Source organism: Embleya sp. NPDC050154 (assembly GCF_044460165.1).
Lineage (GTDB): Bacteria > Actinomycetota > Actinomycetes > Streptomycetales > Streptomycetaceae > Embleya.
In genome coordinates, this window is sequence record NZ_JBITJP010000010.1 from 280,196 (window position 1) to 307,013 (window position 26,818).

Genomic DNA, 26,818 nt, shown 5'->3' on the forward strand with positions numbered 1-26,818 from the left:
CGTCGCGCAATCGCCCCCTCGTCCCGGTGACCCGCCCGCCCCGCTCACCCGCACGCCCGTCCCGTTGCTCACTCGTCGCCGAGCATGGCGAAGGTGAAGGCCAGTCGGCGGTCGATCCAGGGGGCCAGGACGCGGACCGGCTGGTGGCGGCCGTTCGTTGTCATGACGAGGTCGCCCGCGGCCTTCCAGGCGAGGACGCGTGGGCGGACCGGGCCGATGGAGCCGTCGGGGCCGGAGAGCAGGGTGTCGAAGGTGAGGCTGAGCGCGGTGTCCGCCGTGTGCGCCGCCAGCCTGCGCGGATCGGTCGTGGCGAAGAGGTTGCGGCCGACGATCTCGGGGCGGCCGGGTTGGTCGATCCGCCACGTGTGCTTGAGCAGGCGACGAGCGGGCGGGATCCGGCGGATGGTGCCGACGAGTTCCCCGTCGGGGGCCCGGACCCGGTCGTGGCGTACGTCGTCGATCGTCTCGGCGGCGTCCAGCGTGCAGAGCAGACTGCCGTCCGGCAGGTACAGCGAGCGGCGGTCGTCACCGGCGAACGCGCAGGGGGTGTAGAAGGCGTCCGAACCGCCGCCCCGGAGGATCCGGATGCCGACGGTCGAACCGGGTGTGGGCGTGGCGGAGCGGGACTTCGCGGAGGCGAGCGAGCCGTACCTGAACGCGGTGACGCGCTGCCAGTCGGTCGGATCCTCGGAGGTCGGGGCGGCGTCCGCCTCGTGCACCGGCGTGCCGGACGCGTTCGACCCGGAATCGGCGGAGTCCGGCCTCGACTCCGGCCCCGACTCCAACCCCTGCCCCGGCTCCGGTTCCGGTATTTCCACCGATTCCGTCGCCGGCGAAGCCTCCGGCGCAGTTTCCGTCGGTCCCGTCTCCGGTTCCGTCTCGGTGCGCGCCCTGCGCCTGCCGAACACCATCCGAGCCCGCTCCTCCTCCGTCACGACACGTCGGTCCACGGGCGTGTGTGCGAAGGGGCGTCGTGCGCACGCTGTCCCCCGACCGCCCGACCGCCCGTACGCCTGCGCGCGCCGATGACGGGACCGACCGTATCGGGCGGGCTCAGTCGCCCTCGAACCCGGCACACACCGCCTTGCGTCCACTGGTGCGCAGCTCCACCTTGAAGCGGTGGCTGAGCGCCGCGACCACGAGCAGGCCGCGGCCGGCCTCGGCGTCCTCCAGTACCTCGACGGGGGACGGCAGCGAACACGGCAGACAGTCGAGTACCTCCACCCACAGGACTCGGCCGTGCAACGACGCGGACACCTCGTAGTCGCCGTAGTCCCCGGCGTGCTCGACAGCGTTCGAGGCCAGCTCGGAGGTGACGCGGACCGGGTCGTCGGACTCGAACCCGACCCGCTCGCAGAAGCGCCGCACATGCGCGCGGGCGGCGGAGACGGTTTGCGGTTTCGACACGAGCCGTACAGTCGAGCGCGTTCTGGACACGGTGGTGGCCACGTCTCCCCCTCCAGTCGGTCGGGCTCCTGAGAGCACCGTGATCGAATACACCCTGGAAACGGGCCCGAACTGCGATTATCGGTCGCCGATCGCCCGCGATCTGGTAGAAACCGCGGCAAGATCGGTGGACCACTTGGAAGTTACCGAATCCGAGCGCCTTCCGGGCGGATCGCTTGGCAAAGAAACCCGCGAGTCGCGCCGGACAACCCGCGCGTATGACCCCAACCAGCCATCCGAGCCCGCAAGTTCACCGAATCCGCAGGTCACACCCACCCTATCGGCGGCGCGACGGGAGCGGGCGACGAGCGTACGGCGGCGAATTCCCGGGGCGTGTCGGGCGCGCCGAGGGGAGTGAACGGGCGCGGGACGGCGCGCGATGCGCGAGCCGAACGGCGCGCAGGGGCGCGCGTTTTCGCGTCCCGTCGCCCGTCGCCCGTCGCCCGCCCTCCGCCCCCGCCCTCCGTCAGAACCGCACCGAGCGCTCGATCGACTCGATCTCGCGGAAGCGTTCGCCGGCGCTGCTCGGTGCCGAGGACAGCATGTAGATCGGTACCGTGCCGGTGTCGATCACGGTGACCCGCAGCCGGAACGGTGGCACGTTCTTGTCCTCGGGAGTGCACTCGATGTCCATCAGCCACGCGTTGCGGCCGTCGAGTCGTGCCGCCTCGCTGGAGCGGACCGTGTCCTGGGCCTTGGCCGGGTAGATCAGTTCGAGCTGGGCCCGGCCCACGGTCTCGGCCATCTCCGGCATCGAGCGCGACTTGGCCACGAACACCTCGGTGTCCACGACACCGACCATGAACGTCCCCAGCGGGTTGTTCGGGTCGGCCGTCGGCTTGGCCGTGGGGTTCACGGTCTTGGGGTCGACCGTGGAGGCGACGGAGGAGTACAGGCCGACCACCGTGTCCGGCGGCTTGGCGTACCAGCCCTGTGGCAACACGTAGGAGACGTGTGCCTTCTGGTCGCGGATCTCGCCGGGTCGGGCCGGGTGTGTGGTCGATGGCGTCGCGGACGGCTCGGCCTTGGCATCCTTGTCGTCGCCGGGGCCGCACGCGCCGACCCCGATCAACGCGGCCACCGTCACCGCGAGCGCCGCGCGCCTCATTCCTCGACCTCCACGTCGCCCGCCTCCACCGCGGCGCGGTAGGCCGCCTCGACCTCGCCGGTGTCCGCGCCCTCGCGGTCGAGCAGGTGGGCGTACAGCAGGCGCGAACCCTCGATGCCCGCGTCGAGCGCGCGCCGGATGTGCTCTCGTGCGGCCTCGATCCGGCCCGCGTCCAGCTCGGCGTCGCCGAGGTCGACCAGCGCGTCCTCCTGGCCGGCCTCGACCGCGCGGGTCAGCCACGCGATGCCGTCGTCGACCGCGTCGCCGTTGAGCAGCAGCCGGCCGAGGTTGGCCATCGCGAACTCGTCGCCGCCCTCCGCCGCCGGGCGCAGCAACGCCTCCGCCTCGGCGGCGCGGTCGAAGTCCTGGAGGAAGGCGGCGAAGTCGTTGGGAGCGTCGGGGTCGCCGGCTTCGAGCGCGCTGACGTACCAGCGCTCGGCCGCCTCCGGCTCGTCCAGCGCGTCGGCCAGCAGGTTGGCGATCGGCAGTGCCCACCGCGACTCGCCCAGCCGGTGCCGCTCGGTCAGCAGGTCGACGGCGGCGTCCGGTCGGCCGGTGACCTCCAACAACTCGCTGAGCGCGTCCACCGCCTCGGCGTCGCCCTCCGCCAGCGCCTCGCGCAGAATCGCCTCGGCGGTTTCGTCGCCGCCCGCGAACATCAGCTCGCCGGCCTTGCGACGGGCTTCGGGTACACCGGCGTCGGCTGCTTCCAGGTACAGCTTGACGGCGGCGTCCATCCGCCCCTCGCGCACTGCTTGATCGGCCTGGGCGATGTGGTTGGTGCCGGACATGGTCCTGCTTTCGATTCGCGGAGCGTAGACCCACGAGCCTGCCACATCCGGCACCGAACCCCATCCTTGGCGCAAGGCACACGGACGGTCGGCGTCGGCTCGTGGCGCCCGCCCGCCCGCTCGGAACGGATGCGGTGCGATCTCCCCATGTACGGTCACCCACCGCGTCTCGGTGAACGTGTGGGGGAGGAAATTACCCGTCCCGCGGACGGCCCGGTGTGGTGGGGTGGCCCGATGAACGTGACCTCGCTCGCCTACCGCACCGACCTGATGCTGCTCACCCTCCAGGGCAGCCACGTCGAGGAACGGGACGACCACCTGGTCGTCCGAACCCCGGCCAATCCCACCTTCCACTGGGGCAATTACCTCCTCCTGGCCGCGCCACCGGCCCCGGGCACGGCGGCCGGGTGGATCGACACCTTCCGCCGCGAATTCCCCGACGCCGCCCACGTCGCACTCGGCGTCGACGGCACGGCGGGTGCCGCCGGCGACCCGACCGAGCTGGCCGCCGCGCACCTGTCCGTCGAATGCAGCACGGTCCTGACCGCGACCTCGCTGCGCCCTCCCGCGCGCCCCAACACCACCGCGACGTTCCGCATGGCCGACTCCGACGACGACTGGGCCCAGGCCCTGGCGCTCAGCGAGGCCGGCAATCCCGGTTACGCCGCCGGCGAATACCGCGAGTTCGCCGCCCGCCGCCTGGCCGGCTTCCGCGACCTCCAGGCCCGCGGCCACGGGGCCTGGTTCGGCGCCTTCGAGGACGGCCGGCTCCGCGCCGGCCTGGGCCTGTTCACCGACGGCGGGGGCCTGGCCCGCTACCAAACCGTCACCACCCACCCGGACCACCGCAACCAGGGCCTGGCCACCACCTTGATCCACACCGCGGCCCGGCACGCCCGAACCCACTGGTCCGCCGACCACCTGGTCATCGTCGCCGACCCCGCCTACCTGGCCATCGACCTCTACCGCGCGCTCGGCTTCTCCGACACGGAATCCCAGATCCAACTGGACCTCGTCCCGGCCTGACCCGAGAGGGGAACGGTCCGCGACACCGGTCCGGCCGGCCGAGTGGATGCCCGCCCTCGCGCACCGCTCCCCCGCCGGCGAAGCCGAATCGCCTGCCGACGGCGGCCGGAAGCCCCCGCCTACGGCCGAGCGAACGCGATCGCCGCCTCACCCGCGTACATCAGGAAGGTCAGCGTCTCCTGGAAGTACAGCCGGATGTCGTCATCGTCGTGCGAGAGGTAGCCGATCGACAGATCCTGGCCCAACCGCAGCTCGTAGTCGCCGCCTCGGGTGGACAGGACGAACGCCCCGTCGATCGCGGGCGCCCAGATCGGCTCGCCGCCCAGGATCCGGGTCAGGTGCTGGCGGATCGGGTAGCCGTGGTCGGCCGCCTCGTTGACCGCCGTGTACGCCTCAGGACCCAACACGAGCTGATACCGGCCGTTGACACCCGCCAGCCGCAGTTCGGTGAGCGCGCGGCTGACCGCGTCGGGGTATTCGCGCACATCCATCGGCAACGTCACCGGTTCGTTGGTGGCCGCCGCCCGGATGCCCTCGATCGACGCGGCCGGGTAGCCCTCGAAGATCAGCCGGTCCTCGGTGAACGCCATCTTGCGCGCGGCGTCCTTGACCGGCTGCCAGTCCGCGTCCTTGGCGCCGCGCTCGACCGCGTCCACCGCACCGCGCGTCACCGTGAACGGCACCCGCAGTTCGATCAGCGGGCGGAAGTCCCGACTGCGCGCCCGGACTCCGTCGGCCGGCGGTGCGAGGTCGCTCAGGTGCCCGGTACCCACACCGGCCGTCTCGCCGCCGTCCGGCCCCTGTACGTCCACGACCCGGCGACCCGCGACGTGCCGCTTGAACGTACGCCTGGCCTCGTCCTCGAGGTCCGCCCACGCGGCGTCGGAGATGGGGGCGAGCTCCCGGTGGAGATTGTTCATGAGGTGTGGCTCCTGCTTCCGGATCGGTGCGGCGAAACGGACGAAATAAACGACATGAACCGAATGGATGGAACGAACGCACGGAACGGCTAGCCGGGACCCATCCCGGCCCCGGCCTCCGCGTCCACGCCCAGGCCACCGATCCCGAGTGAACCGTCGGCGGCGCCGACCGGCGCGGCACCGTCCGACGCGGGAACGGCCCCGGACGGATCCGCCGTCGGCGCGGGCAGCACCACCGGATCGACCTGCTCCGCCCCGGCGGACGCCGCACGCGGTTCGGCCGGCGCCGGCGGCCCGGGCGGATCCGCCAGGAAATCCGCGGTGGGCACGAAGAACAGCCCGCCCGTGATCGCCGTCGAGAAGTCCAGGATCCGGTCGTACGTGCCCACCGGCTTGCCGATGAACATGTTCCGCAACATCTGCTCGGTGACGCTCGGCGTGCTGGAGTAGCCGATGAAGTAGGTGCCGAACTCGCCGCTGCCCACCGTCCCGAACGGCATGTTGTCGCGCAGGATGTCGCGCTCGGTGCCGTCCGGGTCGGTGATCGTGTTCAGCGCGACGTGCGAGTCGATCGGCTTGACCGCGTCGGGCAGCTCGATGTCGGACAGCTTGGTCCGGCCGATCACCTTCTCCTGCGCCTCCACGGGCAGCGCGTTCCACGCCCGCATGTCGTGCAGGTACTTCTGCACGATCACATAGCTGGCGCCGGCGAAGTCCGGGTCGTCCTCGGCGGTGACCGTGATCGCCGCGAACGCGTCCTGCCCCTCCGGGTTTTCCGTACCGTCCACGAAGCCCATCAGGTCCCGCTGGTCGAAGTACTTGAACCCGTGCACCTCGTCGACGACCGTCGCCGCGCCGGCCAACCGGTCCATGATCACGGTGGCCAGTTCGAAGCACAGGTCCATCGTCCGCGCTCGCAGGTGCAGGAGCAGGTCGCCCGGCGTGGACACGGCCCGGTGCTTGGCACCCACCAACTCCCGGAACGGGTGCAACTCCGCCGGGCGCGGCCCCTCGAACAGCCGGTCCCACGCGTGCGAGCCGATCCCGACCACACACTGGAGGTCGCCGTCCGGAATCCGGAAACCGACCGATCGGCGCAGCCCGGCCAGGTCGGCCAGGAAGTCGCGGACGGTGTCCTCCGCCTCGGCGCCCGCGTCGACGGTCAGGACCATGAACATCGCCGACCTGGCCGGCAGGCCCAGGATCGGTTGCGGCTGGGGCAGGGTCGACGGCGCGGTCTCCCGAGGCTGGGTCATGGTGCGTGGCTCCTCGCCCGATGGTGACGCCGGTAACAGTGGTGCGGGTGATGCAGCTGGTACAGATGGTGTCGGCGCTGACGACAACCGCGGCGCGACGACTGCCCGGCAGGCCCGGCACGCTCGACGAACACCGCCGGGATCGGCAGCCGCGGACCCGCGCCGAGCGCGCCGGATTCCGGCCTCGCCGTCACTCGCCGCCACCCACAGCACATCGACGGATCGCCCGGCCGGCAAACCTGACCCGGGTCGGCGATGCGCCCGATTCGATCTTGTCCTTCGTCGTCCGCGTGGCGGCGGCGGCACGGTTGTAGCCTTCGCGAACGAGGTCGAGCGGGTGCGGCGGCGAGTGCTTGGGGGCACGGATGGAGTGGAGCTTCACTCGGACGCGGCTGCGTGAGGGGTACGCGATCGCCGACGTGGACGCGTTCCTGGCACTGGTGCGCAGCAGCCTGGACGGCACCGCCGCGGTCCCGCTGACGCCGACTCAGGTGCGCGAGCAACAGTTCACCACGGTGCGGCTGCGCGAGGGCTACGACGAGGACGAGGTGGACGCGGCGCTCGACGAGATCGAGGCCAGGTTGGCGGCGCGGGCGGGGGCCTGGGGCTTCGACGGCGGGCGCGGACCGGACGGGCTGTGGCGTTCGAACGGCACGGCGAACCCGGACCGGCCGGCCGGGACGGCGGACGCGGTCGGCACGCCGGGTCCGGTCGACCGCTTCGCCGAGGCGCGGGCCGAGGCCGACGTGAAGGCGGTGACGCTGCGCCCGGCCGGGGAACGCTTCGACCTGGTCCGGCGCGGTTACGGCCGGGACGAGGTCGACGCGCTGGTGAACCGCGTCGGCGAGACGCTCCGGAACCGCGTTCGCCTGGCCGCCGAGGAGGTCCTCGCCGACCGCTTCGAGATCGCCCGGCGCGGCTACGACCGCGCCCAGGTGGACGCCTGGCGCGATCGAGCCGCCGACCTGCTGATCCGCCGCCGCCTCGACGACGCGACACCGGACTGAGCACACCGCACCGAAGATGACACCGGACCGGGTGGTGGGACCAAGCGAGGACACACCCGAAACCGGACACCGGGCCCGGCGGGGACACCGGCGCTCACCCCACCCCTTACGCCCCCGTCCGGATCACCTGCCGGATCGCCTCGCCGCTCGCCAGCGCCTCCATCGCCTCGTTGAGGTCGGTCAGCGCCACCGTCCCGGTGTGCAACTGCTCGACCGGCATCAGGCCGGCCCGCCACAGGGCCAGGTACCGCGGGATGTCGCGGCGCGGCACCGCGTCGCCCATGTAGGAGCCGATCAGCGATTTGCCCTCGCCCGCGAAGGCCAGGGCCGGCACCGCGTCCAGTCTGCGGCCGGGCCCGGGCAGGCCGACCGAGACCACCCGGCCGCCGCGGTCCACCGCGGCCAGGCAGTCCGCGACCACGGCCGCGCTGCCGACCGCCTCGATCGCGACGTCCGGGCCGCCGTCGGTGAGGTCGCGGATCGCGGTGACCGCGTCGGCCGGGTCGTACGCGTGCGAGGCGCCCAGGCGCAGCGCGAGTTCGCGCTTGGCCGGCACCGGGTCGACCGCGACGATCGGGTACGCGCCGGCCGCCCGCGCGCCGAGCACCGCGGACAGCCCGACCCCGCCGAGGCCGAACACCGCGACCGACTGGCCGGGACGTACCTGCGCCGTGTTGATCACCGCGCCCGCGCCGGTGAGCACCGCGCAGCCGAACATCGAGGCCACCTCGAAAGGCACGTCGCGCGGGATCGGTACCACCGACTCCTGGGCCACCACCGCGAATTCGGCGAACGCGGACACCCCGAGCTGGTGGTGCACCACCTCGCCCGCGGCATCCCGCAGCAGCGCGGGTCCGTGCAGCAGCCCGCCCGAGCCGTTCGCCGTCGCGGCGGCCGAGCACAGCGCCGGCCGGCCCTCGTCGCAGCGCCTGCAGTGGCCGCAGCTGGGCACGAACACGAGTGCGACGTGCTCGCCCGTCGCGCCCCGGTCCACGCCGGGCCCGATCGCCTCGACCACGCCGACCGCCTCGTGCCCGAGCGCCATCGGCAGCGGCCGGACCCGATCGCCGTTGACCACGGACAGGTCGGAGTGGCACAGGCTCGCCGCGGCGATCCGGACCAGCACCTCGCCCTCGCGCGGGTCGCCGAGTTCGAGTTCCTCGATCACGACGGGTCGGCTCGCCTGATACGGACGTTCCCGCGATATCCCGCGCAGGACGGCTGCCCTGGTCCTCACCGGGCGGCCTCGTCGACGCTCACCGCGGCGGCCCGGGGGTTGAGCCGGACGACGTCCCGGCTCTCCAACAGCGGCACCACCTGCCCGAGCACGATGTCGCGGAAGTGCTCGGAGGCGCAGTGCGCGGTGAAGTCGGCCTCGGCGTCGTACTCCTCGTACAACACGATCGTCCGCGGGTCCTCGACGCCCTGGTGCACGCGGTAGCCGCGGCAACCGGGCTCGGTCAGCGAGCACCGGGTCATCTCGTCGAGCAGCGTCAGGACCCGCTCGTACGTGTCGGGGTTCGTGCGGTAGCGGGCGACGACGACGTAACTCACGATGTGTTTCTCCTACTTGCCTGGATTGCACTTGCCTGGGATGCGCTTGGGCGGGTCGCGGACCCGAGCGCCGCGAGCGTGTCGCGGCGCAGGTCCCACAACCGGGGGTCGGACGTGGCCACCGCGACCGCGCCGAGCGCGAGCGCGGCGGCCGCGTCCTCGGCGGTCTCCACGAAGCCGGCGGCGACGAACGGCGACATCGCGCGCTTGGCCTCGGGGGTCATCCGGGCCACGATCACCGACGGCATGATCTCGACCAGATCGGGTCCGCCGCGGGCGATCGCGTCGGTGCTGCGGCGCATGTTGGAGCGGTCGGTCACGAACACTTTCTGCATGGTCAGCAGCCCGAGCGGGCGGCCCTTCTCCATCAGCGAGAGCCGGGTGCTGACCATGCCGTGCGCGCCCATCGCCTTGAGGAACTCCAGGGCGCCCTTGTCCTGGGCCAGGCCCGGGCAACTGTCCACGTTGACGAACACCGTCTTGCCCGCCTTGCCGAGCAGCTGCACGATGTTCGGCAACTGCCCGACCGGGATGGACGCGAGGATGCACACCTTCGCCGGCGCGCCGAGGAAGTTCTGCAATCGCTGGGGTCCGATGATCGACGCGATGACCGGGACCTCGGCGAAGGCGGAGGACAGCACGGAGGACATTCGGGGCCCGCTCGCGGGGCGTTGACTGGCGTTCATGACCTACCTGCGTCGGGTCTGGTCCGCCTCACGCGTCGAAGCGGTCGGGAAGGCCCAGTTTGCCAGGATTGAGTATTCCGACCGGGTCCAGGGTGTCCTTGACCTTGGCGAACGTGTCGAAGCCGGCGCCGAGCGCGGCCGGCAGGTACGGACCGCGCAGCAGGCCGCAGCCGTGGTGGTGGCTCAGCGCCGCGCCTTGGCGGATCAGCACCTCGTTGGCCGCGTCCCACACGGCGCGGTACCACTCGCGCCGCCTGGGCCGGTCCACGTCGCCGCGCAGCGAGAAGTACACACACGCGCCGTCGGTGTACGCGTGCGACTGATGCGCGGACGCGGCCAGCGTGCCCGGCACCGACTGGATCGCCGCGACCACCTCGTCGTACACCTCGGCCAGCGCGGTCCACGACCCGGCGATCTCCAGCGTGTCGGCGACGAAGCCGGGGCCGGGGGTGAAGCCGTCGGAGGACTTGCCGACCAGCATCCGGTCCTTGAGCCAGCGCTCGAACACCGCGTCGCTGTCCAGTTCCGGACCGTAGGCGAGGCAGACCTCCTCGCTGACCTTCAGCATCGCGTCGACCAGGATCGGGTCGCCCTCGTCCGCGATCAGCAGCAGGTTGGTCTCGGGGTGGTCGAAGTGCACCCCGCTCTCCAGCTTGTCGTACAGGCGCAGCACGGCAGGGGTGGCGCCGCGCTGCATGATCTTGCGGCACGCGTCCAGGCCCTCGGCGAAGGTCTCGAAGCCGAACGCGAGCGCCTTGGCGTAGGTGGGCAGCGGGTGCACCCGGATCCGGGCGGAGGTGATCACGCCGAGCGTGCCCTCCGAGCCGATGAAGATCTGCCGCAGGTCGGGGCCGGTGGCGGCGCGCGGGTAGTCGCCGTAGGTGGCCCGGGTGCCGTCGGCGTGCACGACGTCGATGCCGACGACCATGTCCTCGATCTTGCCGTAGCGCGTGGAGAGTTGGCCGGCGCCGCGGCAGGCGATCCAGCCCCCGACGGTGGAGACGGCGAACGCGGACGGCCAGTGGCCGGTGGTGGCGCCGTAGGTCTCCTGGAGTTCCTTTTCGAACAGGTCGCCGAACATGCCGGCTTCCACGTCGACGACGAGCGACTCGGCGTCGAACGACACGATCCGGTTCAGTGCGCACAGGTCGAGCACGACGCCGCCGTGCACGGGCAGGGCCGCGCCGGTGACGTTGCTGCGGCCGGCGGAGGCGGTGACCGGGATGCCGGCCGCGTTGCAGATCCGCAGGACGGCGGCGACCTGGTCGGCGTCGACCACCTCGACCACGACCGCGTCCGGGGTGGCCGGGCGGCCGTCGGTCTCGCCGATCATGGTGCCCGCCCACCAGTCGCGGGTGCGGGCGACCACGTCGGCGCGGTCGGTGTACACGGCCTTGGCGACGCCGCGCAGGTCCTCGATCACCGACTCGGGGACCTCGACGACGGCGCCCTGGAGCGAGGCGTCGCCGTCGCCGACCGGGGTGTTGCGGGCCCATTTGGGCGGTGTGGGCGCGCCGACGATGTAGTCGCCGCGGTTGAACGGGTTGGTGATGGTCTGCCTGCTGATCACTTCACTGCTCCTTGGGGTGCGTCGAGCGTTGCGGGTACTGCGGGTGCCGTCGGTCCCTCGGACTCGCCGAGCAGGACCGCCTTCTCGTGCCGGACGGCCGCGAGGTAGTCCGCGACCTGCCGCTCGATCTGCGCCGCGGACAGGCCCAGTTCGGCGCCGAGCAGGCGGCCGACCTCGGGCGCGGCGGCGGCCGAGGCGTCGCGCGCGAACAGGCGCGAGCGGGTACGGCGGGAGAGCACGTCGTCCACCGAACGGGCCATCTCCGAGCGGGCCGCGTAGACCACCTCGGCCCGGATGTACGGCATGCCCGCGACCACCGGCTCGGCCAGCGTGGCGTCCTCGGCGAGCAGGTCGGAGACGAAGCGCGCCTCGGTGCCGTAGCGCTCGCCCAGGTGCGCGGCCAGGCCGCCGGATGCGGCGACCGCCTCGGCGTCGTAGCCGGCGCCGCCGATCAGCGGCAGGTTGGCGGTGCGGCTGCGGCCCTTGCGGCCGAGTACCTCCATCACCTTGTCGATCACCAGTTCGCCCATGTGCCGGCTGGTGGTGAGCTTGCCGCCGGTGACGGTGACCATGCCGCCGCGTCCGACGTCGATGTGGTGGTCGCGGCTCATGTCGAGGGTGGCGCCCTCCTTCTTGCCCACCAGCGGACGCAGGCCGCCGATGCTGCCGACCACGTCGTCCGGGGTGAGCTTGCCCTCGAACGCGGTGTTCGCGCCCTCCAGCAGGAACTCCATCTCCGGGCGGGTGCAATGCACGTCGTCGACGGAACCCTGGTAGTCCTCGTCGGTGGTGCCCAGCACGACCGAGTCGCCCCACCGGGTGCAGGTGGCGCGCCGGGCCCGGCCCGGGATCGGCACGGTGACCGTGCAGTCGATCCGGACCTTGCTCCACGGCACCACGATGTGTACGCCCTTGGCGGGCCGTACCCGCGGGTCGTGTCCGGGGTCGGCCATCGCGTCGACCGCGTCGCTCCACACGCCGGTCGCGTTGACCACCGCGGCGGCGCGCACGTCGAACCGCTCGCCGTCCACCTCGATCCGGGCACCCGCCGCGCGACCGCGCTCGTCCAGCACCCGGTCCACCTTGGCGCCGTTGAGCACGGTGGCGCCGAGCGCGGCGGCGGTACGCACGATGGTGAGGACCAGTCGCGCGTCGTCGGCGCGCCCGTCGAAGTACATCAGGCCACCCCGGAGGTGGTCCGCGCGCAGCGTGGGGGCGTGTGCGAGCACCTCGTCGACGGTCAGCCGCTGGTGCAGCTTGCCGATCCGCCAGCCGCCGACCAGGTCGTAGGTCCACAGCAGACCCTCGAAGCCCTTGGCCAGTCGGGCGTCGAAGACGCCCTCCTTCTCCAGGATCGGGAACAGGAACGGCAGCCGGTGCACCAGGTGCGGCGCGTTCTTGCGAAAGCGGTGCCGCTCCAGGAGCGAGTGCCGGACCAGGTTGACGTTGCCCTGCTCGATGTAGCGCAGGCCGCCGTGCACCATCTTGGACGACTTGGAGGAGGTACCCGAGGCGAAGTCGTCCTTCTCCACCAGGGCCACGTCCAGACCGCGCGAGGCCGCGTCGAGGGCGGCGTAGGCGCCGGTGACGCCGCCGCCGATCACGAGCACGTCGAACACGTGGTCCGCCAGTCGGCGCTTGGCCCGGCTGCGGTCGAGAAGCAGCGGCTTCCCTCTCGTGGCCGCCGCCGGCGCACGCCGAGGCTTGCGGGCGGGCAAGGTGATCACAACATCAACTCCTGGAATCTGTCCGACGGTTCGATGACCGGACCGTCGGGTGGTACGTGGTGCGGGTGGCCTCGCGGCCGGCCGGGGGTGGATGGCTTGGGGTGGATGGCCGGGGGTGGCCGGCCTGGGCCGGGCCGCCCGGGTCTCGGGTGGCCTCGGGCGGGTGGTCTCGGGCGGGTGGTCTCGGGCCGAACCGCGCTGCGGGTGGTCGCACGGCCGGCCCGGTGGGTGGCGCGGGCCCGCGCCTCAGTCGAGGTGCGGCGCGAGCACGGTCCGCCACGCGGCCCGTTGCTCCGCGCGTTGTTCGGGGGTGGTGGTGGGTTCGAAGATTCGGCCGCGCGGCTGCGCCTCGACCACCTCTTCGAGCGAGGACCACAGGCCCTCGCGGACGCCGGCCAGATAGGCGGTGCCGCGCAGGCTCGCGGTCGCCGAGTCCGCGGCGCGCTCCAGCGGCAGGCCGACGAGGTCCGCCTGGAGCCGCATCAGCGTGTCGCTGCCGGCCACGCCGCCGCCCACGCGCAGTCGCCCGAACGGCGCGCGCATGGTCTCGGCGACGCCGTCGATCAGATCGCACACCGAGTGCGCGATCCCGTCCAGCACGGCGCGGGCCACGTCGGCCCGCGTGGTGGCCAGGGTCAGGCCGCTGAGCGCCGCCCGCGCCTCGGGCCGCCACGCGGGGGTGCGGATGCCGGCGAGCGCGGGCACAAACCACTCGCGCCGACTCGATCCACCCTGTTCCCGTGCCTGGGCGGCGAGTTCGCCGATCTCCGCGGGCGAGGCGAAGAAGCCGAGGTCGTCGCACAACCAGCGCAGCGCGGACCCGGTGGTCGAGCAGTACGCCTCCAGGCTGAAGTGCGTCTTCTCGCCCTGCCGCCAGCCGGGTTGAGCCAGCACGCCGGTCACGCCGGGGATCGGCAACGCGGGAGTGTCCCCGGTGGCCGCGTCCACGAACGTGCCGGTGCCGTACACGCACATGCCCTGCCCGGCCGCCAGTCCGCCGAGCGCGATCAGCGCGGCGTGCTGGTCACCCATGACGGCGGCCAACGGCAGTTCAACGCCCAGGAGTTCGGGGTCGGTGCGACCGTAGCCCTGGTCGTCGTCGGCGAACAGGTCGGGCAACAGGTCGAGCGGGTAGCCCAGTTGCTCGATCCACTCGCGGTCCCAGGCGTGTTCGCGAAGCAGGTAGGCGCCGGCCGAACCGGCGTTGCTCGCCGAGACGGCGTGCGCCGCGCCGGCGGTGAACTTCCAGGCCAGCCAGGTGTCCACGGTGCCGAACAACAGCGTCCCGGCCGCGTACGAGGCGGCCACGTCGGGCACTTCGGCGATCTGCCGGGCGGCCCACAGGAACGGCGCCCTGCTGCCCACCGGCCGGCCGAGCCGCGCGGTCAGCGGCTCGTCCCATGCGGCCTCGTAGGCGAGCAGGTCCCGGGCGTAGCGCCGGTCCTGCCACACACAGGCCGGCACCAGCGGCCGGCCGGTGCGCGAATCCCACAACATCGCGGTGGCCCGCTGGGTGGACAGCGCGAGTGCGACGATCTCGACATCGTTCGCCCGCCCCCAGGCCAGCGCCTCGCGGCAGGCGGTCAGGGTGGCGGTCCAGATCTCCACCGGGTCCTGTTCGACCGAGTGTTCGTCGGGATGCCGCACCGCGATCTGCCGGTACGCCACGTGGCCCACCGTCCCGGAGTCCAGCACGACTCCGGCCCGGGTCCCCGTGGTGCCCTCGTCCACGGACAGGATGCCGAGGCGCCGTCCGGGAGCGTGCAACGTCTTCGTCATCACAGCCCTTTCGGTCCGAAATATCCGATTGCGATCTCCGCGTGCGAGTCTTTCGCGGGAGGTCTCCGTCAGCGGGTGACCAACGCGGGATTCGCGGGATTCGCGGGGGCCGCCGGATGCCCGGGCTGCCCGGTCAGGGTCGGCACGTCCGGGTCCTCGTCGGGCGAGATCGCCCGGGTCGGGTCCCACTTGATCGCCAGGCACGTGAGCAGGCCCAGCAGCGGCACGATCGCCAGGACCAGGAACGTCTTGTCCAGCCCGATGCCGTCCTTGATCTGCGGGAACAGGTACAGCCCCGCCACGCTGCCGAAGCTGCCGATCATCCCGGTGACGCCGGTGCCCAGCGTGCGCACCTCACTGCGGTAGGACAGCGCGGCGATCGACTTGCCGTTGGCGCCGGGACCGGCCGAGTGACAGAAGATGAACATCGCCGGGAGGATGAACGCGATCCAGGTCGGCACCCGGTCGAAGGTCAGGCCCATCCCGACCAGCATCACGAACACGCCGCCGAAGCCGATCGCCGAGCTGACCCGCAGGCCGAGCTTGCGGGCGAACCACGCGGACAGGATGCCGCCGACGATGCCGAAGGCGTTGAACACCATCGAGCCGATCGTGGCCTTCTCGAAGCTGTTGCCGAAGATCGCCAGGCTGATCACCGGCAGGTACCAGCCGACCGCGAAGTACTGCATGGACTGGCCGAGCGAGATGGCCGAGGAGAGCAGCGTGCGCGGCAGGTACTTGCCGCGGAACAGGATCCCGGCCTGCTTCATGCTCACGTTCGGCGGCACCTCGTCCGCGTCCGCGTCGTCGTGCACGGCTCCCGCGGCGGCAGGCTTCGCGGCGACGGCCTCGATCCCGTAGATCCGGCGCAGGTTGCGCACCGCGTCCTCCAGGCGACCCTTGGTGGCCAGCCAGGTGGGGCTCTCCACGAGGAAGGCCCACTGGAGGAGGAACAGGGACAGCGCGATCACCCCGGCCGAGCCGACCGACCAGCGCCAGATGTCCGCACCGACGTCGAACTTGAAGCAGATCAGGGTGAGCAGCAGGTTGCCGGTGGTGGCGATGTACCAGATGCCCTGCCACAGGTTGAGCCGGCCGCGCAGCGACTTGGGCGTGTACTCCGCGAGCAGCGCCATCGCCACCGCGAAGTCGACCCCGTAGGCGACACCGACCAGGACCCGGCCGATCCACACCACGGTGAAGTCGTCGGCGGTGGCCGCGATCACCGCTCCGGCCAGCGCGAACAGCTTGGCCATCAGCAGTGGGGGCACCCGCCCGATCCGGGTGGCCAACCACCCGCCGATCGGATTGAACAAGATGGCGAGAGCCGGCGCGGTGGCGGTGAGGATGGAGACCTGAGTACTGCTCAGCTCCATCTGCTTCGTCATCGGGGCGAGCCCGGCGCCGAGCGCGGCGTTGGAGTACGCGTCGAGGAAGAGGCCCCCGAACACGAGGAACCAGATGACCTTGGCCCGACCGGAGATTCTTCCCAGTCGGTCGATGAGCGCGACGACGTCCTTGACGCCTCTGACGCTCTGCTGCTGTGCCATGAACCCGTCCTCGGAAAAAAGGACCAGTCGGCGACACGCGAGCGCTAACGCGTAGGAGGGCACAGCGAAGCCACCGACAGGTGGTCTTCGTCTGTTCCTGCCAAAGAATGATCTGGACCTTATGAGCGAGATTTGGGGGTGTCAAGGGTCCATAAGCGAACGAACGCGATCCCTGATCCGTCGAGCACTGCTGATGCCGTACGGCACATACCCGATCGCATGCGCCGCCCGATGTGCGCCGGGGCGCATTGCCAGGCGGGTACGCCGCCGGTGTGCGCCGGCTGTCGGTCACGGGCGGCCTCGTGCCACGCTGGTACGCATGAGTGACCGACCCGTCATCCGCACCCACCACAACGGCCGCGTGGTCGAGCTGCCCGGCACCCTCGCGGACATCCGCGCCGCCCTCCCCGAGAGCGATCGGGCCGCGTTCGACCACGACATCGACCACGCCGCCATCGACAACCTTCCGGCCGTCGCCTCCGCTTGGGCCAAGACCCCCGAGATGCGCGCCCACGACGACGCCATCACGACCCAGGTGGCGACCGGCGACCACAGCGGCCTCTACAACCCCGACGGCACACCGGTCGAAATGTGAGCAAATACCGAGTCCAGTACACAGACAACGCGCTCGCCGGGTATAACGCCCTGTCCTCCTCGAAGCGTCGGGAATTCGACCGCGCGGTGGACTCCATGTCGTACTCGCCGCGTACGTACGGTGACGCGATTCGCGGCAACCCGGACCGGCGCACTGCGGTACTGGCCGGGGTGATCACCGAGTACGAGGTCAGCTCCGGCGTCCTGGTCGTCACCATGCTTCACGTGCGTGGCCTCTGACCGGCACCCGCCCGACGCGCACCGTGCCCACGGATGTCGGCGTGAAAATCGCGCACCGAACGGGGCTCGCACAGGCGAAGATGGTCGGCATGATCCACTCTGCTGCTGATGACCGTTACGAATCGATGCGCTATCGCCGGGCCGGGCGTAGTGGGGTCGAGTTGCCCGCGGTGTCGCTCGGGTTGTGGCACAACTTCGGGGACACCCAGCCCATGGAGGTGCAACGCGCGGTACTGCGCCGGGCCTTCGACCTCGGCGTGACGCACTTCGACCTGGCGAACAACTACGGGCCGCCGTACGGGTCGGCGGAGGCGAACTTCGGGGTGCACTACCGGGCCGACTTCCGGCCCTATCGCGACGAGATGTTCATCGCCTCCAAGGCCGGCTGGGACATGTGGCCGGGGCCGTACGGCGACGGTGGGTCGCGCAAGTACCTGCTGGCGAGTCTGGATCAGTCGCTCGCCCGGATGAGCCTCGACTACGTCGACGTCTTCTACTCGCACCGCTACGACCCGAAGACGCCGCTCGAGGAGACGATGGGCGCGCTGGACACGGCCGTTCGGTCCGGGCGCGCGCTGTACGCCGGCATCTCCAACTACGGCCCGCAGGAGCACCGCCAAGCGGTGGCGATCCTGCGGGACCTCGGCACTCCCGTGCTGCTCAACCAGTCGGCGTACTCGATCCTGGACCGCGAGCCGGAGCGTGGCGTGCTGGACGCGGTCGGCGAGACCGGTACCGCGCTGATCGCCTATTCACCGCTGGCCCAGGGCCTGTTGACCGATCGCTACCTCGACGGTGTGCCCGAGAATTCGCGGATGGCGGTGGGCCACTTCCTCAAGCAGGACGCGCTCACCGAGGAGCGGCTGACCCTGCTGCGCGCGCTGAACAAGCTTGCCCAGGGTCGGGGCCAGACCCTCGCCCAGCTCGCGCTGACCTGGATCCTGCGCGACGAGCGGGTCGTGTCGGTGATCGTCGGGGCAAGCAGCGTACGGCAGTTGGAGCAGAACCTGTCCGCCGTCGGGCAACCGGACCTGACCGCGGCCGAGATCGACGAGATCGACCGGCTCTGCGCCGAACTCTGAACCGAGCCGGCGCCGGCGCGATCCGAAGGCCGCGCTCGGAAGGCCGCACCCCGAAGGCCGCGACCGGGAAGCGGCCCTACGCCCGCGCCGCCGAGGACGCGTGCAGGTCCCCGGCCTCGATCGAGGCCAGGGACGCGACCACTCGGCGGCCCGGTGCGGGCGTGATCGCAGTGGTCGAGGACACCGCGAGGACGGCGCACCCGGCGGCTTCCGCCGAGGTGACGCCGACCATGGTGTCCTCGACCGCGACGCACGCGCTCGGCTCGACCCCGAGCGCGGTCGCCGCGGCCAGATAAGGGGCGGGGTCGGGCTTGGTCCGCGCCACGTCCTCGGCCGCGACGGTCACCGCGAACCGGGCCGACCCCAACACGTCCCGTACCAGGTCCACGACCCGGCGCGGCGACGCCGACACGATCGCCAGCGGCACCTCGGCGGCGGCCAAGGCGTCGAGCAGCGCGACGACTCCCGGCAGCGGCTCGATGCGATCCGCGACCCTGGTCGTGAACGCCGCGTCCAGCGCGTCCGTCAGCTCGTGCACACACGGTGCCTCGGCCACCACCGTGTGCAGGTACACCGCGGTGTGCCCGATCGCGTGCCCGACCACGTCCGCCGCGTCCGTCTCCCCGAGCACGTAGCCGACCCGCCCGGCCACGTCCGCGACCGCTTCCCACCACAACTGCTCGGTGTCGACAAGGGTCCCGTCCATGTCGAACAACACGGCGGCAGGCAGATCGACGGACACGCTGACTCGTTTCGATGGCGTGAGGCGAGGACGTCACGACCCTCTCAGCCCGACGTGAGCACAGTGCCACCACCGGGTTGCGGTCGCGTGAACGTGTGTGAACCCCGCCGCCACGGGACCGTCCCCCCGTCGCATGCGGCCCGTCCGAGCCCGTGGCCGGCGGGCGAGCTCCGTGGTCCGCGCGCCCTCCCGCCTCAGATCACCGCCGCCCGCAGGGACAGGACGTCGGGGAGGTGTTGGGCGATGCGTTCCCAGCGGTCGCCGCCGTGTCGGCCCCGGTAGATCTCGCCGCTGCGGGAACCGAAATACAGGCTCGCGTCCTCGGCGTCGTCGGTGCACATCGCGTCGCGCATCACGGCCGTCCAGAAGTCGTCCGGGAGGCCGTCGCCCAGGGCCGTCCAGGACTTGCCCGCGTCGTCGCTGCGGTAGACGCGGCACAGGCCGTCGACCGGGAAGCGCATCGCGTCGGCGATGAGCGGGACCACATAGACGGTGTCCGGGCGGTGCGGGTGGACCACGATGGTGAAGCCGAAGTCGGCGGGCAGGCCGTCGGCGATCGACTCCCACCTGGCTCCCGCGTCGTCGCTGCGGTAGACGCCGTGGTGGTTTTGCAGGAACAGCCGGTCGGGACGGTCCGGGTGCCGGGCCACCTTGTGTACACACTGCCCGTACTCGGGGTACTCGTCGGGCAGGAACGTCACATGGATGCCGGTGTTGGACGGGTTCCAACTCGCGCCGCCGTCCTCGGTGACGTACACCCCGCCGGTGGACATCGCGACGGTGATCCGGCGCGGGTCGGTGGGGTGCGGCAACACCGTGTGGATCGCCTGGCCGCCGAAGCCGGCCTCCCAGTGCGGCCGGTGCGGGTGGTCCCACAGCGCGCGGACGAGTTCGAAGGAACGGCCGCCGTCCTGGGAGCGGAACAGCGCGGACGGCTCGACGCCGGCGTAGAGCACGTCGGGTTCGGCGCGGGAGCCCGGTACCAGTTGCCAGATCCGCTCGACCGAGGCGCCCGCGTCCGCCGGGAAGCCGACCCGGCCCAGGTCCGGTTCGCGCCAGGTCGCGCCGAGGTCGTCGCTGGTGACCACGACCGGGCCGAAGTGCTCGTGGACGACGCCCGCCATCACCCGGGGCGTGTCCCCCCGGGTGTCGATCGCGACCGAGTAGACGCCGGTCATCGGGTGGTGCGGCCCGGTGTACGCCCAGGACCCGTCGTCGCGCGAGCGACCGATCCACAGGCCCTTGCGGGTGCCGATGGCGAGCAGGACGGACTTCGTCATGGGTGACCTCCAGGCAGCGTTCCGTTCCACGGGGAACGCTACGCGGCCGAAGTGACATTCGCCCGATTCGACGCGATCCGATGGGATCCGGCGAGGTCCGGTGAGGTCTGGTGGGATCTGTCGTAATCCGAATGAACGTCGGCCCTACGGCAACGGACGTCGCCCCGCGAAGCCCAGGTCGGCACGGTGATACCAGCCCAGCCGACGATCGCCCTCCAGCCAGCACAGCAACACCGGTACGCCGTCCAGGTCGGCCGGGAAGTCCACGAGGAGCGGCGCGAAGCCCTTGAGCTCCGCGCCGGTCTGCTGGATCTGCGTCATCAGTTCGTCGAGCCGGGCCTGCATGCCCTTGAGTTCGGGCAGTCCGCCGAGTTCGGACCGGGCCCCGCCGCGCTCCAGCGCCGCGGTCAACTCCGCCGCGTCCGCTCGTACGGTGATCAGCTCGTCGAGCACCGGCATCAGCCGGGCCAACTCCGCGTGTGCCTCGTCGACCGTGAACAGACCCATGTGCACAGCCTCCCACGTCGGGCGAACGTGCCACCGCCCGGCTGTACGACGCACCATCGGACGCACCCCCGGCACACCGCGCGGAGACCGCGCGTCGAGCGGCCGAGGGGTCACCCGAACTACCCGGCCGTGCCCCTACACCCCGGGGAAGGTCCCGTGGTTGGTGTGCACCCCGAGGACGCCACCGGCGGATTCGGCCCGACCGGTCAGGTCCCGCTCGATGTCCAGACCGTCGTGACTCATGGTGGGCCCGCGCCTGCCGACCGCGACCGCGATCAGGGCCACGACCACGAGCAAGCCGACGGCGAAGAAGAGGATCGTGATCACGGCGGCTCCTTGGGAATGCGCGGTGTACGTGGCCCGACGGTGCTGTCGGGTCCTACCCGACCCGACGGCGGCGCCGGGTTCTACATGATCCATGCCCGTTCCGGGCCCCACGACCCATTTCCCGCGCATCGGGCGGCCAGCGCACGCAGCCGGGACTCGTCGCCGTCCGCCGGCGAGTCCAGACGCAGGATCTCCTGGACGAAGCGGCGATTCGGCGGCCGACAGCGGATCTCCTGGGCCGCGGCGGCCTCCGCCTCCAGGAGCGCGCCGACCGCCTCACCGCGCCGGCCGAGCGCGGCGAGCGCGCGGGCGAGGTCGATCAGGTGCCGGGCCTGACGACCGCGCGGCAGGACGGCCAGCGCGTCCGGGGAGAACCGACCGGCGACGGCCCGCGCGTACTCGCCCAGCAGTACGTGTGCGGTCACCCGGTACAGCGGCACCTGGATCGCGCCGGGGTCGGCCCGCTCGGCCCCCTCCAGCAGATCGCGGGTGGCGGGGCGATCGCCGAGTCGGGCCGTGGCCAGTGCCGCGCCCAACCGCAGGGTACGCAGCGCCGCTCGGCCCGCCCGGCCGCGCAGGTCCAGCGCCGAAGCCAGGTCCGCCTCCGCCCCGAGGGCGAACTCGACGGCGGCCCCCGCGCCTTCGTGCCAGGCCATGGCACCGGTCAGCCGATGGGCCGCACGCGCCAGGACCACCGCGTCGCCGCTGTGCCCGGCCGCGGTGATCGCCCGATCGGCCGCGCGCCAGGCCAGGTCGGCGTCGCCGAACACCTGGGCGGCGGCGGAGGCCAGGCCCAGCGCGGCGGACCGGACGGCGGCCCGCGCGCACGCGTCGGACCCGACCGCCCCCGCGATCGGCACCGTCGCCGCCAGGACCGGCGGCACCACCCGATCCAGGCACCCGTAGTCCGCGGCCGTGTACGCGGTCCACCCGTAGCTCAACTCTCGGCGCGGCATCGCGAGATCGATCCGCCGGACGGATCCCGGGCCGGCGGCCGGCGCGATGTCCACCCGGCGCAGCGCGGCCCGCACCGCGCCCAGCGGATCGTGCTCGTGCTGTTCCCGGTTCGGTTCCTCGGGCAGCAGTCGGTCGATCCCGATGTGCAGCACCCGCGCGGCCCTGGTGAGCAACGACAGGCGCGGATCCGCCTGCCGGTGGCCCGCCTCCACGTCCTCGACCCAGCGCACGGATCGGCCCATCAGGCGCGCGAATTCGGCCTGGGTCAAGCCTCGACGTACCCGCCAGTACGCGATCCGCCGGCCGATGCCGGTCGCGGTGTGCATGCCGGGCCGCTCCTTGGGGTATCGCCGAGTGTGCGCCCGATCACGTGTCGCCTCGGCGCGGCGCGTGATCGTCTTTGTGCACGGTATGTGCCGCACGGGCGGGAAGTTCCCCACGCGGACTGCGTGGATTCTGTCGGGTGCCCCGCCGGTACCTTCGGCCGGGTCGCGGCAACCGCATTTCGGGCCGGGTTGCCCTTGCGGGAGAGTCGATGAGAAAACTGATGCGCGTCCCCGGGACCGGCCGGACCCGAGCGGGCCGCTCGCGGTCGCGTCGTACGCCGTCGATCCGGACCCTGCTGGTCATGCTGACCGTGGTGCCCTCGGTCGCGATGGTCGCCCTGTGGGGCATCGCCACCTACCGACTGGCCGACCACGCGAGTGGCCTGGACCACCAGGTCTCGGTGGCCGAACGGGCCGGTACGCCCGCCTACAACACGATGGTCGGCCTGCAACTCGAACGGCGGCTGACCGCGGCGTGGATGGCCAAGCCGTCGCCGGCCGCGACCGAGGCGCTGCGCGCGCAGCGGGCCAAGACCGACGAGGCGGTACGGTCGTTCGTCGCGTTCGCGAACAGCGACGCCGCGGAAACGCCGGGCAATGTGATGTACCGGGCCGGTCGAGTGGCCCCGGAGTTGGCCGAACTCCCCGACGTCCGACGTCAGGTGGACGCGACCGGCGCGACCGGCCGGGATCGCTGGTTGGGCTACTACACGAAGCAGGTCGCCAACCAGATCTCCATCGTGCAGGCGTTGGCCGAGACGTCGGATGTCGATGTCACCTTCGAGGGCCAGTTCCTGGTGATCCAGTTCCGCGCCGGCGAGGCGATGGCGCAGGAGGACATGACGGTCTCGTTCGCGCAGCCCGGCGGGCGGTTGAGCCAGCCGGACTTCGCCGGTTTCGTGCAGAACGTGGGGGTGCGGCGGCATACGCTCGAGGACGAGATCGAGCCGTTCCTGCCCGACCGGCTGCGTCCGCTGTACATGGCGCTCACCCAGAGCCCGGCCTGGCGCGAGTTGGCCGCGATGGAGGACGCGATCATCGCCGCGGTGGACACCCCCAGGGACCAGCGCGGCGCCGCGTCCGGCATCGCACTGCCCGCCGAGCTGGCGAAGTGGCGCGAGACGTTCGATCAACTCGCGCTGCCGAACACGGCCTTCGACTTCGCCCGGGTGGACTTGGTGTTCGAGGCGGGCGACCAGGCCACCGAGGACACTTGGAACCAGGTGTACCTGCTCAGCGCGATCGGCCTCGGCTTCGTGCTGATCGGCGCCCTGTTGTGTTGGCGGGTGACCCGCGCGGTGCGCCGGCGGTTGTCCCGGCTGCGCGACGCGACGGTCGAACTTGGCTCTCATCGGCTGCCGGTGGTCATCGAGCGGTTGCAGCGCGGTGAGCGGGTCGACCTCGCGGTCGAGGCGCCGGACGTGCCGGCGAGCGGGGACGAGATCGGCCAGGTGGCCTCGGCGTTCAACGCCGCGCAGCGGGCCGCGCTGGACGGCGCGGTACAACTGGCTCGACAGCGCGAGGGTTTCGCCAAGGTGTTCGTCAACACCGCGCTGCGCACCCAGTCCCTGGTGAACCGTCAGATCGGTGAGCTGGACGCGATGGAGCGCCGCCACCAGGATCCGGAACTGCTGCGCGAGCTGTTCACGATCGACCATCTGGCCACCCGCCTGCGCCGGTACGAGGAGAACCTCGTGGTGCTCACCGGCAACCGGCCGGGCCGGCGCTGGAGTCGCCCGGTGCGGATCGTCGACGTGGTGCGCGGCGCGGTGGGCGAGGTGGAGGACTATCACCGGGTCGAGGTCTACTCCGACCGTGATCTGCAACTGTCCGGTCCGGCGGTGGGCGGGGTGATCCACCTGCTGGCCGAACTCGTCGAGAACGCGGCGATGTTCTCGCCGCCGGACACGCCCGTGCACGTGCGGGCGGTGTCGGTCGCCAAGGGTCTGGCGATCGAGATCGAGGACCGCGGGCTGGGCATGTCGGCGGACGAGTACGCGGCGGCCAACCGGCAGTTGGCGGTGCCGGTCAGCTTCGACGTGATCGCCCTCGCCGAGGACGTGCGGATGGGCCTGTTCGTGGTCGCGCAACTCGCCGACCGGCTCGGGGTCGACGTGACGCTGCGGCCCTCGCCGTACGGCGGCACGCTGGCGATCGTGTTCCTGCCCGAGGAGTTGATCTCCCGGGAGTCGGGTACGCCCGGCGATCAGCCGGTAAGTGTTGGACCGTTCGAGCACGCGCTCGCGGCGACGGCGGACGCCGAGCCCACGGGCGAACCGGCGGCCGAGGCGGGCGAGGCGTCCGAATCGGTGCACGAGTCCGAGGACGAGGACGTCTCCCGGACGCGCCCGCCCGCTCGGCAGCACCCCGATCCGGTGGTCCGCTCGCTGGAGCGCGTACCGGCGGTTCCCGCGTCCGAGGCCGGGGCCGAGCCGACTCCCGCATCCTCGGCGGCCGGCTCGGCCGCCGAGGAGACCACCGCCGACGGCCGCCGCGCGCTGCCGCGCCGGGTTCGGCAGCGCAATCTGCCGATGCCGTTGCGCGGCGAATCGGGCATCGCGAGCGAGCCGGACCCGCGAACCGGGTCGAAGCCCTCCTCACCTCGCGAAGCTGCGGCTACCTTGTCCTCGTTCCGATTCGCGAGCCAACGCGCGCGCGAGGCGTCCGAACCGAACGCGGCCGGCGACGAGTCCGCGATCGAGACCGAACCCGGAACCGGGACCGAGCCCGTACCGGGCCCGAACCCCGTCGCCGGAAGCACCACGCACCCTGGGGAACCGTCATGACGAACACGCACGATCTCGCCGGCGGCACGGCCACCACCGCAACCGACAGTCGCCTGGACTGGTTGTTGACCGATCTGGTCAAGCGCGTGCATCAGACCCGGCACGCGATCGTGTTGTCCGAGGACGGACTGCTGATGAGTCGGTCCGAGAGCATCCCGCGCGATGACGCCGAGCAGTTGGCCGCCGCGGCGGCCGGGCTGCAGAGCCTGGCCCGCAGCATCGGCCGGGGCTTCGCGGGCGGTTCGGTGCGCCAGACGCTGGTCGAGATGGACGACGCGTTCCTCTTCCTGACGGCCGCGGGGAAGGGCGCGCATCTGGCCGTACTGTCCGAACAGAGCGCGGATGTAGGGGTGGTGGCGTTCGAGATGAACATGTTGGTGAAGAAGGTCGGCGAGTACCTCGGCACCCGACCACGCGCCGAGGCCGACGATCCGGCGGGTGGCCGGGCGTGACGTCCCGCTGGGAGCAGCCCTGGGACGAGGACGCCGGTCCGCTGGTGCGCCCGTACACGCTCACGCGCGGCCGGACCAAGGCCGTGCGCGACGCGGACCTGACTCTGATCACGCTGGTCACCACGGTCGCGCCGGACGAGCCGGCAGGCCGGGCCGCGGCCGCCGAGGAGCAGTCCTCGGGTGGGCGTCGCAAGGTTCGCGACAGTCGCGGCCGGCAGCCCGAGCATCAGCACATCCTGGAACTGTGTCGGGAGCCGCAGGCGGTCGCCGAGGTGGCCGCGCTGATCGACCTCCCGGTGAGCATCACCAAGGTGCTCGTCGACGACCTGCTGCGCGACGGCCTGGTGACCGTACGCGCCCCGCTGGCCCTGGCCCGCACTCCCGATCCCGCTTTGTTGAAGAAGGTACGTGATGGTCTCCTTCGGCTCTGACCGGCTGCCCGAGGACGCGGCGGCGGTCAAGATCCTGATCGCGGGCGGGTTCGGGGTCGGCAAGACCACCCTGGTCGGCACGGTCAGCGAGGTGCCGCCGCTGCACACCGAGGAGGTGATGACCGAGGTCGGTGTGGGCGTGGACGATCTCGCGGGCGTCGAGGCCAAGTCGCGCACCACGGTCGCGCTCGACTTCGGTCGCATCACGCTGTCCGAGGATCTGGTCCTGTACCTGTTCGGCGCGCCCGGCCAGGAGCGGTTCTGGTCGCTCTGGGACGACCTGGCGATCGGCGCGCTGGGCGCGATCGTGCTGGTCGACACCCGGCGCCTGGACGCCGGCTTCGGCAGCATCGACTTCTTCGAGCGTCGCGGCATCCCGTTCGTGGTCGCGATCAACCGCTTCGACGCGGCCGTGGAGTACACGGTCGCGGAGGTCCGCGACGCGCTCGACCTCGGTCCGGACGTCCCGATCCTGCCGTGCGACGTGCGGGTGCGGTCCTCGGGCCGGGACGTGTTGTTGGCACTGGTCGACCATCTGCTGGGCTCGTCGCTCGCGCTGGTCGCGCCACACGCCTAGCCGTACACCCGGCCGCTCGCGGACCCGCCGCGACGCGCGGCAGGGCGCCCGCTCGCGCACCTCGCGTCCCGCCTGTCACGACACGTCTCTCGGTCGC

Annotated in this window: 26 protein-coding genes and 1 pseudogene; 9 read left to right on the top strand and 18 right to left on the bottom strand. The window is 71.8% G+C overall.

The genetic code is table 11. The features are described from left to right. Positions 1-68: 68 nt before the first annotated feature. The 4 genes from ACIBSV_RS22800 to ACIBSV_RS22815 form a co-directional block, all read right to left on the bottom strand. Positions 69-818, bottom strand: coding sequence for a hypothetical protein (locus ACIBSV_RS22800; protein WP_395865772.1), 750 nt, complete (start codon positions 816-818; stop codon positions 69-71). 235 nt (positions 819-1,053) lie between these two features. Next, positions 1,054-1,407 carry an ATP-binding protein gene (locus ACIBSV_RS22805; RefSeq protein ID WP_395865774.1) on the bottom strand — a complete coding sequence of 118 codons (354 nt, stop codon included), beginning with the start codon at positions 1,405-1,407 and terminating at the stop codon, positions 1,054-1,056. 505 nt (positions 1,408-1,912) lie between these two features. Next, positions 1,913-2,554, bottom strand: a complete 642-nt coding sequence (locus ACIBSV_RS22810; RefSeq protein ID WP_395865776.1) for a hypothetical protein — start codon at positions 2,552-2,554, stop codon at positions 1,913-1,915. Further along, entirely contained in the window at positions 2,551-3,345 is a 795-nt protein-coding gene (locus tag ACIBSV_RS22815; protein WP_395865778.1) for a hypothetical protein, read from the bottom strand. Before ACIBSV_RS22815 ends, ACIBSV_RS22810 begins: the two co-directional genes overlap by 4 nt. Positions 3,346-3,579: 234 nt before the next feature. Here ACIBSV_RS22815 and ACIBSV_RS22820 point away from each other — a divergent pair, with 234 nt between their 5' ends. Next, complete coding sequence (locus ACIBSV_RS22820; RefSeq protein WP_395865780.1) at positions 3,580-4,371, top strand: GNAT family N-acetyltransferase; 792 nt, start codon at positions 3,580-3,582, stop codon at positions 4,369-4,371. Between the two features lie 119 nt (positions 4,372-4,490). Here the strand turns inward: ACIBSV_RS22820 and ACIBSV_RS22825 are convergent, their stop codons facing one another. Both ACIBSV_RS22825 and ACIBSV_RS22830 read right to left on the bottom strand, forming a co-directional pair. Then, on the bottom strand, positions 4,491-5,291 hold the full coding sequence (locus ACIBSV_RS22825) for a family 1 encapsulin nanocompartment shell protein (protein ID WP_395865782.1): 801 nt from the start codon (positions 5,289-5,291) through the stop codon (positions 4,491-4,493). Between the two features lie 89 nt (positions 5,292-5,380). Continuing rightward, positions 5,381-6,547 carry a Dyp-type peroxidase gene (locus ACIBSV_RS22830; protein ID WP_395865784.1) on the bottom strand — a complete coding sequence of 389 codons (1,167 nt, stop codon included), beginning with the start codon at positions 6,545-6,547 and terminating at the stop codon, positions 5,381-5,383. A gap of 452 nt (positions 6,548-6,999) precedes the next feature. On the opposite strand from ACIBSV_RS22830, the pseudogene ACIBSV_RS22835 reads away from it, so the two are divergent. Then, positions 7,000-7,131, top strand: a pseudogene (locus ACIBSV_RS22835) (DivIVA domain-containing protein); the annotation flags it as partial. 529 nt (positions 7,132-7,660) lie between these two features. Here the strand turns inward: ACIBSV_RS22835 and ACIBSV_RS22840 are convergent. The 7 genes from ACIBSV_RS22840 to ACIBSV_RS22870 all read right to left on the bottom strand — a co-directional run bounded on the left by ACIBSV_RS22840 (position 7,661) and on the right by ACIBSV_RS22870 (position 16,420). Continuing rightward, the gene (locus ACIBSV_RS22840) at positions 7,661-8,791 is read right to left on the bottom strand and encodes a zinc-binding dehydrogenase (protein ID WP_395865786.1); all 1,131 of its coding nucleotides are present in this window, start codon (positions 8,789-8,791) and stop codon (positions 7,661-7,663) included. Further along, positions 8,788-9,108, bottom strand: coding sequence for a putative quinol monooxygenase (locus ACIBSV_RS22845; RefSeq protein WP_395865789.1), 321 nt, complete (start codon positions 9,106-9,108; stop codon positions 8,788-8,790). The genes ACIBSV_RS22840 and ACIBSV_RS22845 overlap by 4 nt, the downstream gene beginning before the upstream one ends. Beyond that, entirely contained in the window at positions 9,105-9,794 is a 690-nt protein-coding gene (locus ACIBSV_RS22850) for a glycerol-3-phosphate responsive antiterminator (protein ID WP_395865791.1), read from the bottom strand. The genes ACIBSV_RS22845 and ACIBSV_RS22850 overlap by 4 nt, the downstream gene beginning before the upstream one ends. Positions 9,795-9,822: 28 nt before the next feature. After that, entirely contained in the window at positions 9,823-11,364 is a 1,542-nt protein-coding gene (locus ACIBSV_RS22855) for an FAD-binding oxidoreductase (RefSeq protein ID WP_395865793.1), read from the bottom strand. Next, positions 11,361-13,091 carry an FAD-dependent oxidoreductase gene (locus ACIBSV_RS22860; protein WP_395865795.1) on the bottom strand — a complete coding sequence of 577 codons (1,731 nt, stop codon included), beginning with the start codon at positions 13,089-13,091 and terminating at the stop codon, positions 11,361-11,363. The genes ACIBSV_RS22855 and ACIBSV_RS22860 overlap by 4 nt, the downstream gene beginning before the upstream one ends. A 246-nt stretch (positions 13,092-13,337) precedes the next feature. After that, positions 13,338-14,870, bottom strand: a complete 1,533-nt coding sequence (locus tag ACIBSV_RS22865; protein WP_395865797.1) for an FGGY family carbohydrate kinase — start codon at positions 14,868-14,870, stop codon at positions 13,338-13,340. 68 nt (positions 14,871-14,938) lie between these two features. After that, a complete protein-coding gene (locus ACIBSV_RS22870) occupies positions 14,939-16,420 on the bottom strand; it encodes an MFS transporter (protein ID WP_395865800.1) in 1,482 nt (493 codons plus the stop codon). Positions 16,421-16,739: 319 nt separating this feature from the next. Between ACIBSV_RS22870 and ACIBSV_RS22875 the strand changes: the two genes are divergently transcribed. From ACIBSV_RS22875 to ACIBSV_RS22885, 3 genes are all read left to right on the top strand, one after another. After that, positions 16,740-17,015, top strand: a complete 276-nt coding sequence (locus tag ACIBSV_RS22875; RefSeq protein WP_395865802.1) for a hypothetical protein — start codon at positions 16,740-16,742, stop codon at positions 17,013-17,015. Beyond that, the gene (locus tag ACIBSV_RS22880; RefSeq protein ID WP_395865804.1) at positions 17,012-17,254 is read left to right on the top strand and encodes a hypothetical protein; all 243 of its coding nucleotides are present in this window, start codon (positions 17,012-17,014) and stop codon (positions 17,252-17,254) included. The genes ACIBSV_RS22875 and ACIBSV_RS22880 overlap by 4 nt, the downstream gene beginning before the upstream one ends. 89 nt (positions 17,255-17,343) lie before the next feature. Further along, on the top strand, positions 17,344-18,336 hold the full coding sequence (locus ACIBSV_RS22885; protein ID WP_395865931.1) for an aldo/keto reductase: 993 nt from the start codon (positions 17,344-17,346) through the stop codon (positions 18,334-18,336). A 76-nt stretch (positions 18,337-18,412) separates the two neighbouring features. Here ACIBSV_RS22885 and ACIBSV_RS22890 read toward each other — a convergent pair whose 3' ends face one another. The 5 genes from ACIBSV_RS22890 to ACIBSV_RS22910 form a co-directional block, all read right to left on the bottom strand. After that, complete coding sequence (locus ACIBSV_RS22890; RefSeq protein ID WP_395865805.1) at positions 18,413-19,078, bottom strand: HAD family hydrolase; 666 nt, start codon at positions 19,076-19,078, stop codon at positions 18,413-18,415. Positions 19,079-19,272: 194 nt separating this feature from the next. Continuing rightward, positions 19,273-20,358, bottom strand: a complete 1,086-nt coding sequence (locus ACIBSV_RS22895) for a WD40/YVTN/BNR-like repeat-containing protein (protein ID WP_395865808.1) — start codon at positions 20,356-20,358, stop codon at positions 19,273-19,275. Positions 20,359-20,502: 144 nt separating this feature from the next. Next, entirely contained in the window at positions 20,503-20,865 is a 363-nt protein-coding gene (locus ACIBSV_RS22900) for a DUF2203 domain-containing protein (RefSeq protein WP_395865809.1), read from the bottom strand. Between the two features lie 135 nt (positions 20,866-21,000). Next, positions 21,001-21,192: a hypothetical protein gene (locus tag ACIBSV_RS22905; protein WP_395865811.1), complete on the bottom strand. Its 192-nt coding sequence runs from the start codon at positions 21,190-21,192 to the stop codon at positions 21,001-21,003. Positions 21,193-21,272: 80 nt separating this feature from the next. After that, positions 21,273-22,475, bottom strand: a complete 1,203-nt coding sequence (locus tag ACIBSV_RS22910; protein WP_395865813.1) for a helix-turn-helix transcriptional regulator — start codon at positions 22,473-22,475, stop codon at positions 21,273-21,275. A 209-nt stretch (positions 22,476-22,684) separates the two neighbouring features. On the opposite strand from ACIBSV_RS22910, the gene ACIBSV_RS22915 reads away from it, so the two are divergent. Genes ACIBSV_RS22915 through ACIBSV_RS22930 form a run of 4 tightly spaced genes read left to right on the top strand, consistent with a single transcriptional unit; the run spans position 22,685 to position 26,721 of the window. Beyond that, positions 22,685-25,261 carry a nitrate- and nitrite sensing domain-containing protein gene (locus ACIBSV_RS22915; RefSeq protein WP_395865815.1) on the top strand — a complete coding sequence of 859 codons (2,577 nt, stop codon included), beginning with the start codon at positions 22,685-22,687 and terminating at the stop codon, positions 25,259-25,261. Further along, positions 25,258-25,713 (top strand): roadblock/LC7 domain-containing protein, encoded by a 456-nt coding sequence (locus tag ACIBSV_RS22920; protein WP_395865817.1) that lies wholly within the window; start codon positions 25,258-25,260, stop codon positions 25,711-25,713. Before ACIBSV_RS22915 ends, ACIBSV_RS22920 begins: the two co-directional genes overlap by 4 nt. Beyond that, on the top strand, positions 25,710-26,144 hold the full coding sequence (locus ACIBSV_RS22925; RefSeq protein WP_395865819.1) for a DUF742 domain-containing protein: 435 nt from the start codon (positions 25,710-25,712) through the stop codon (positions 26,142-26,144). The genes ACIBSV_RS22920 and ACIBSV_RS22925 overlap by 4 nt, the downstream gene beginning before the upstream one ends. Then, on the top strand, positions 26,125-26,721 hold the full coding sequence (locus ACIBSV_RS22930) for a GTP-binding protein (RefSeq protein ID WP_395865821.1): 597 nt from the start codon (positions 26,125-26,127) through the stop codon (positions 26,719-26,721). Before ACIBSV_RS22925 ends, ACIBSV_RS22930 begins: the two co-directional genes overlap by 20 nt. Positions 26,722-26,818: the final 97 nt, after the last annotated feature.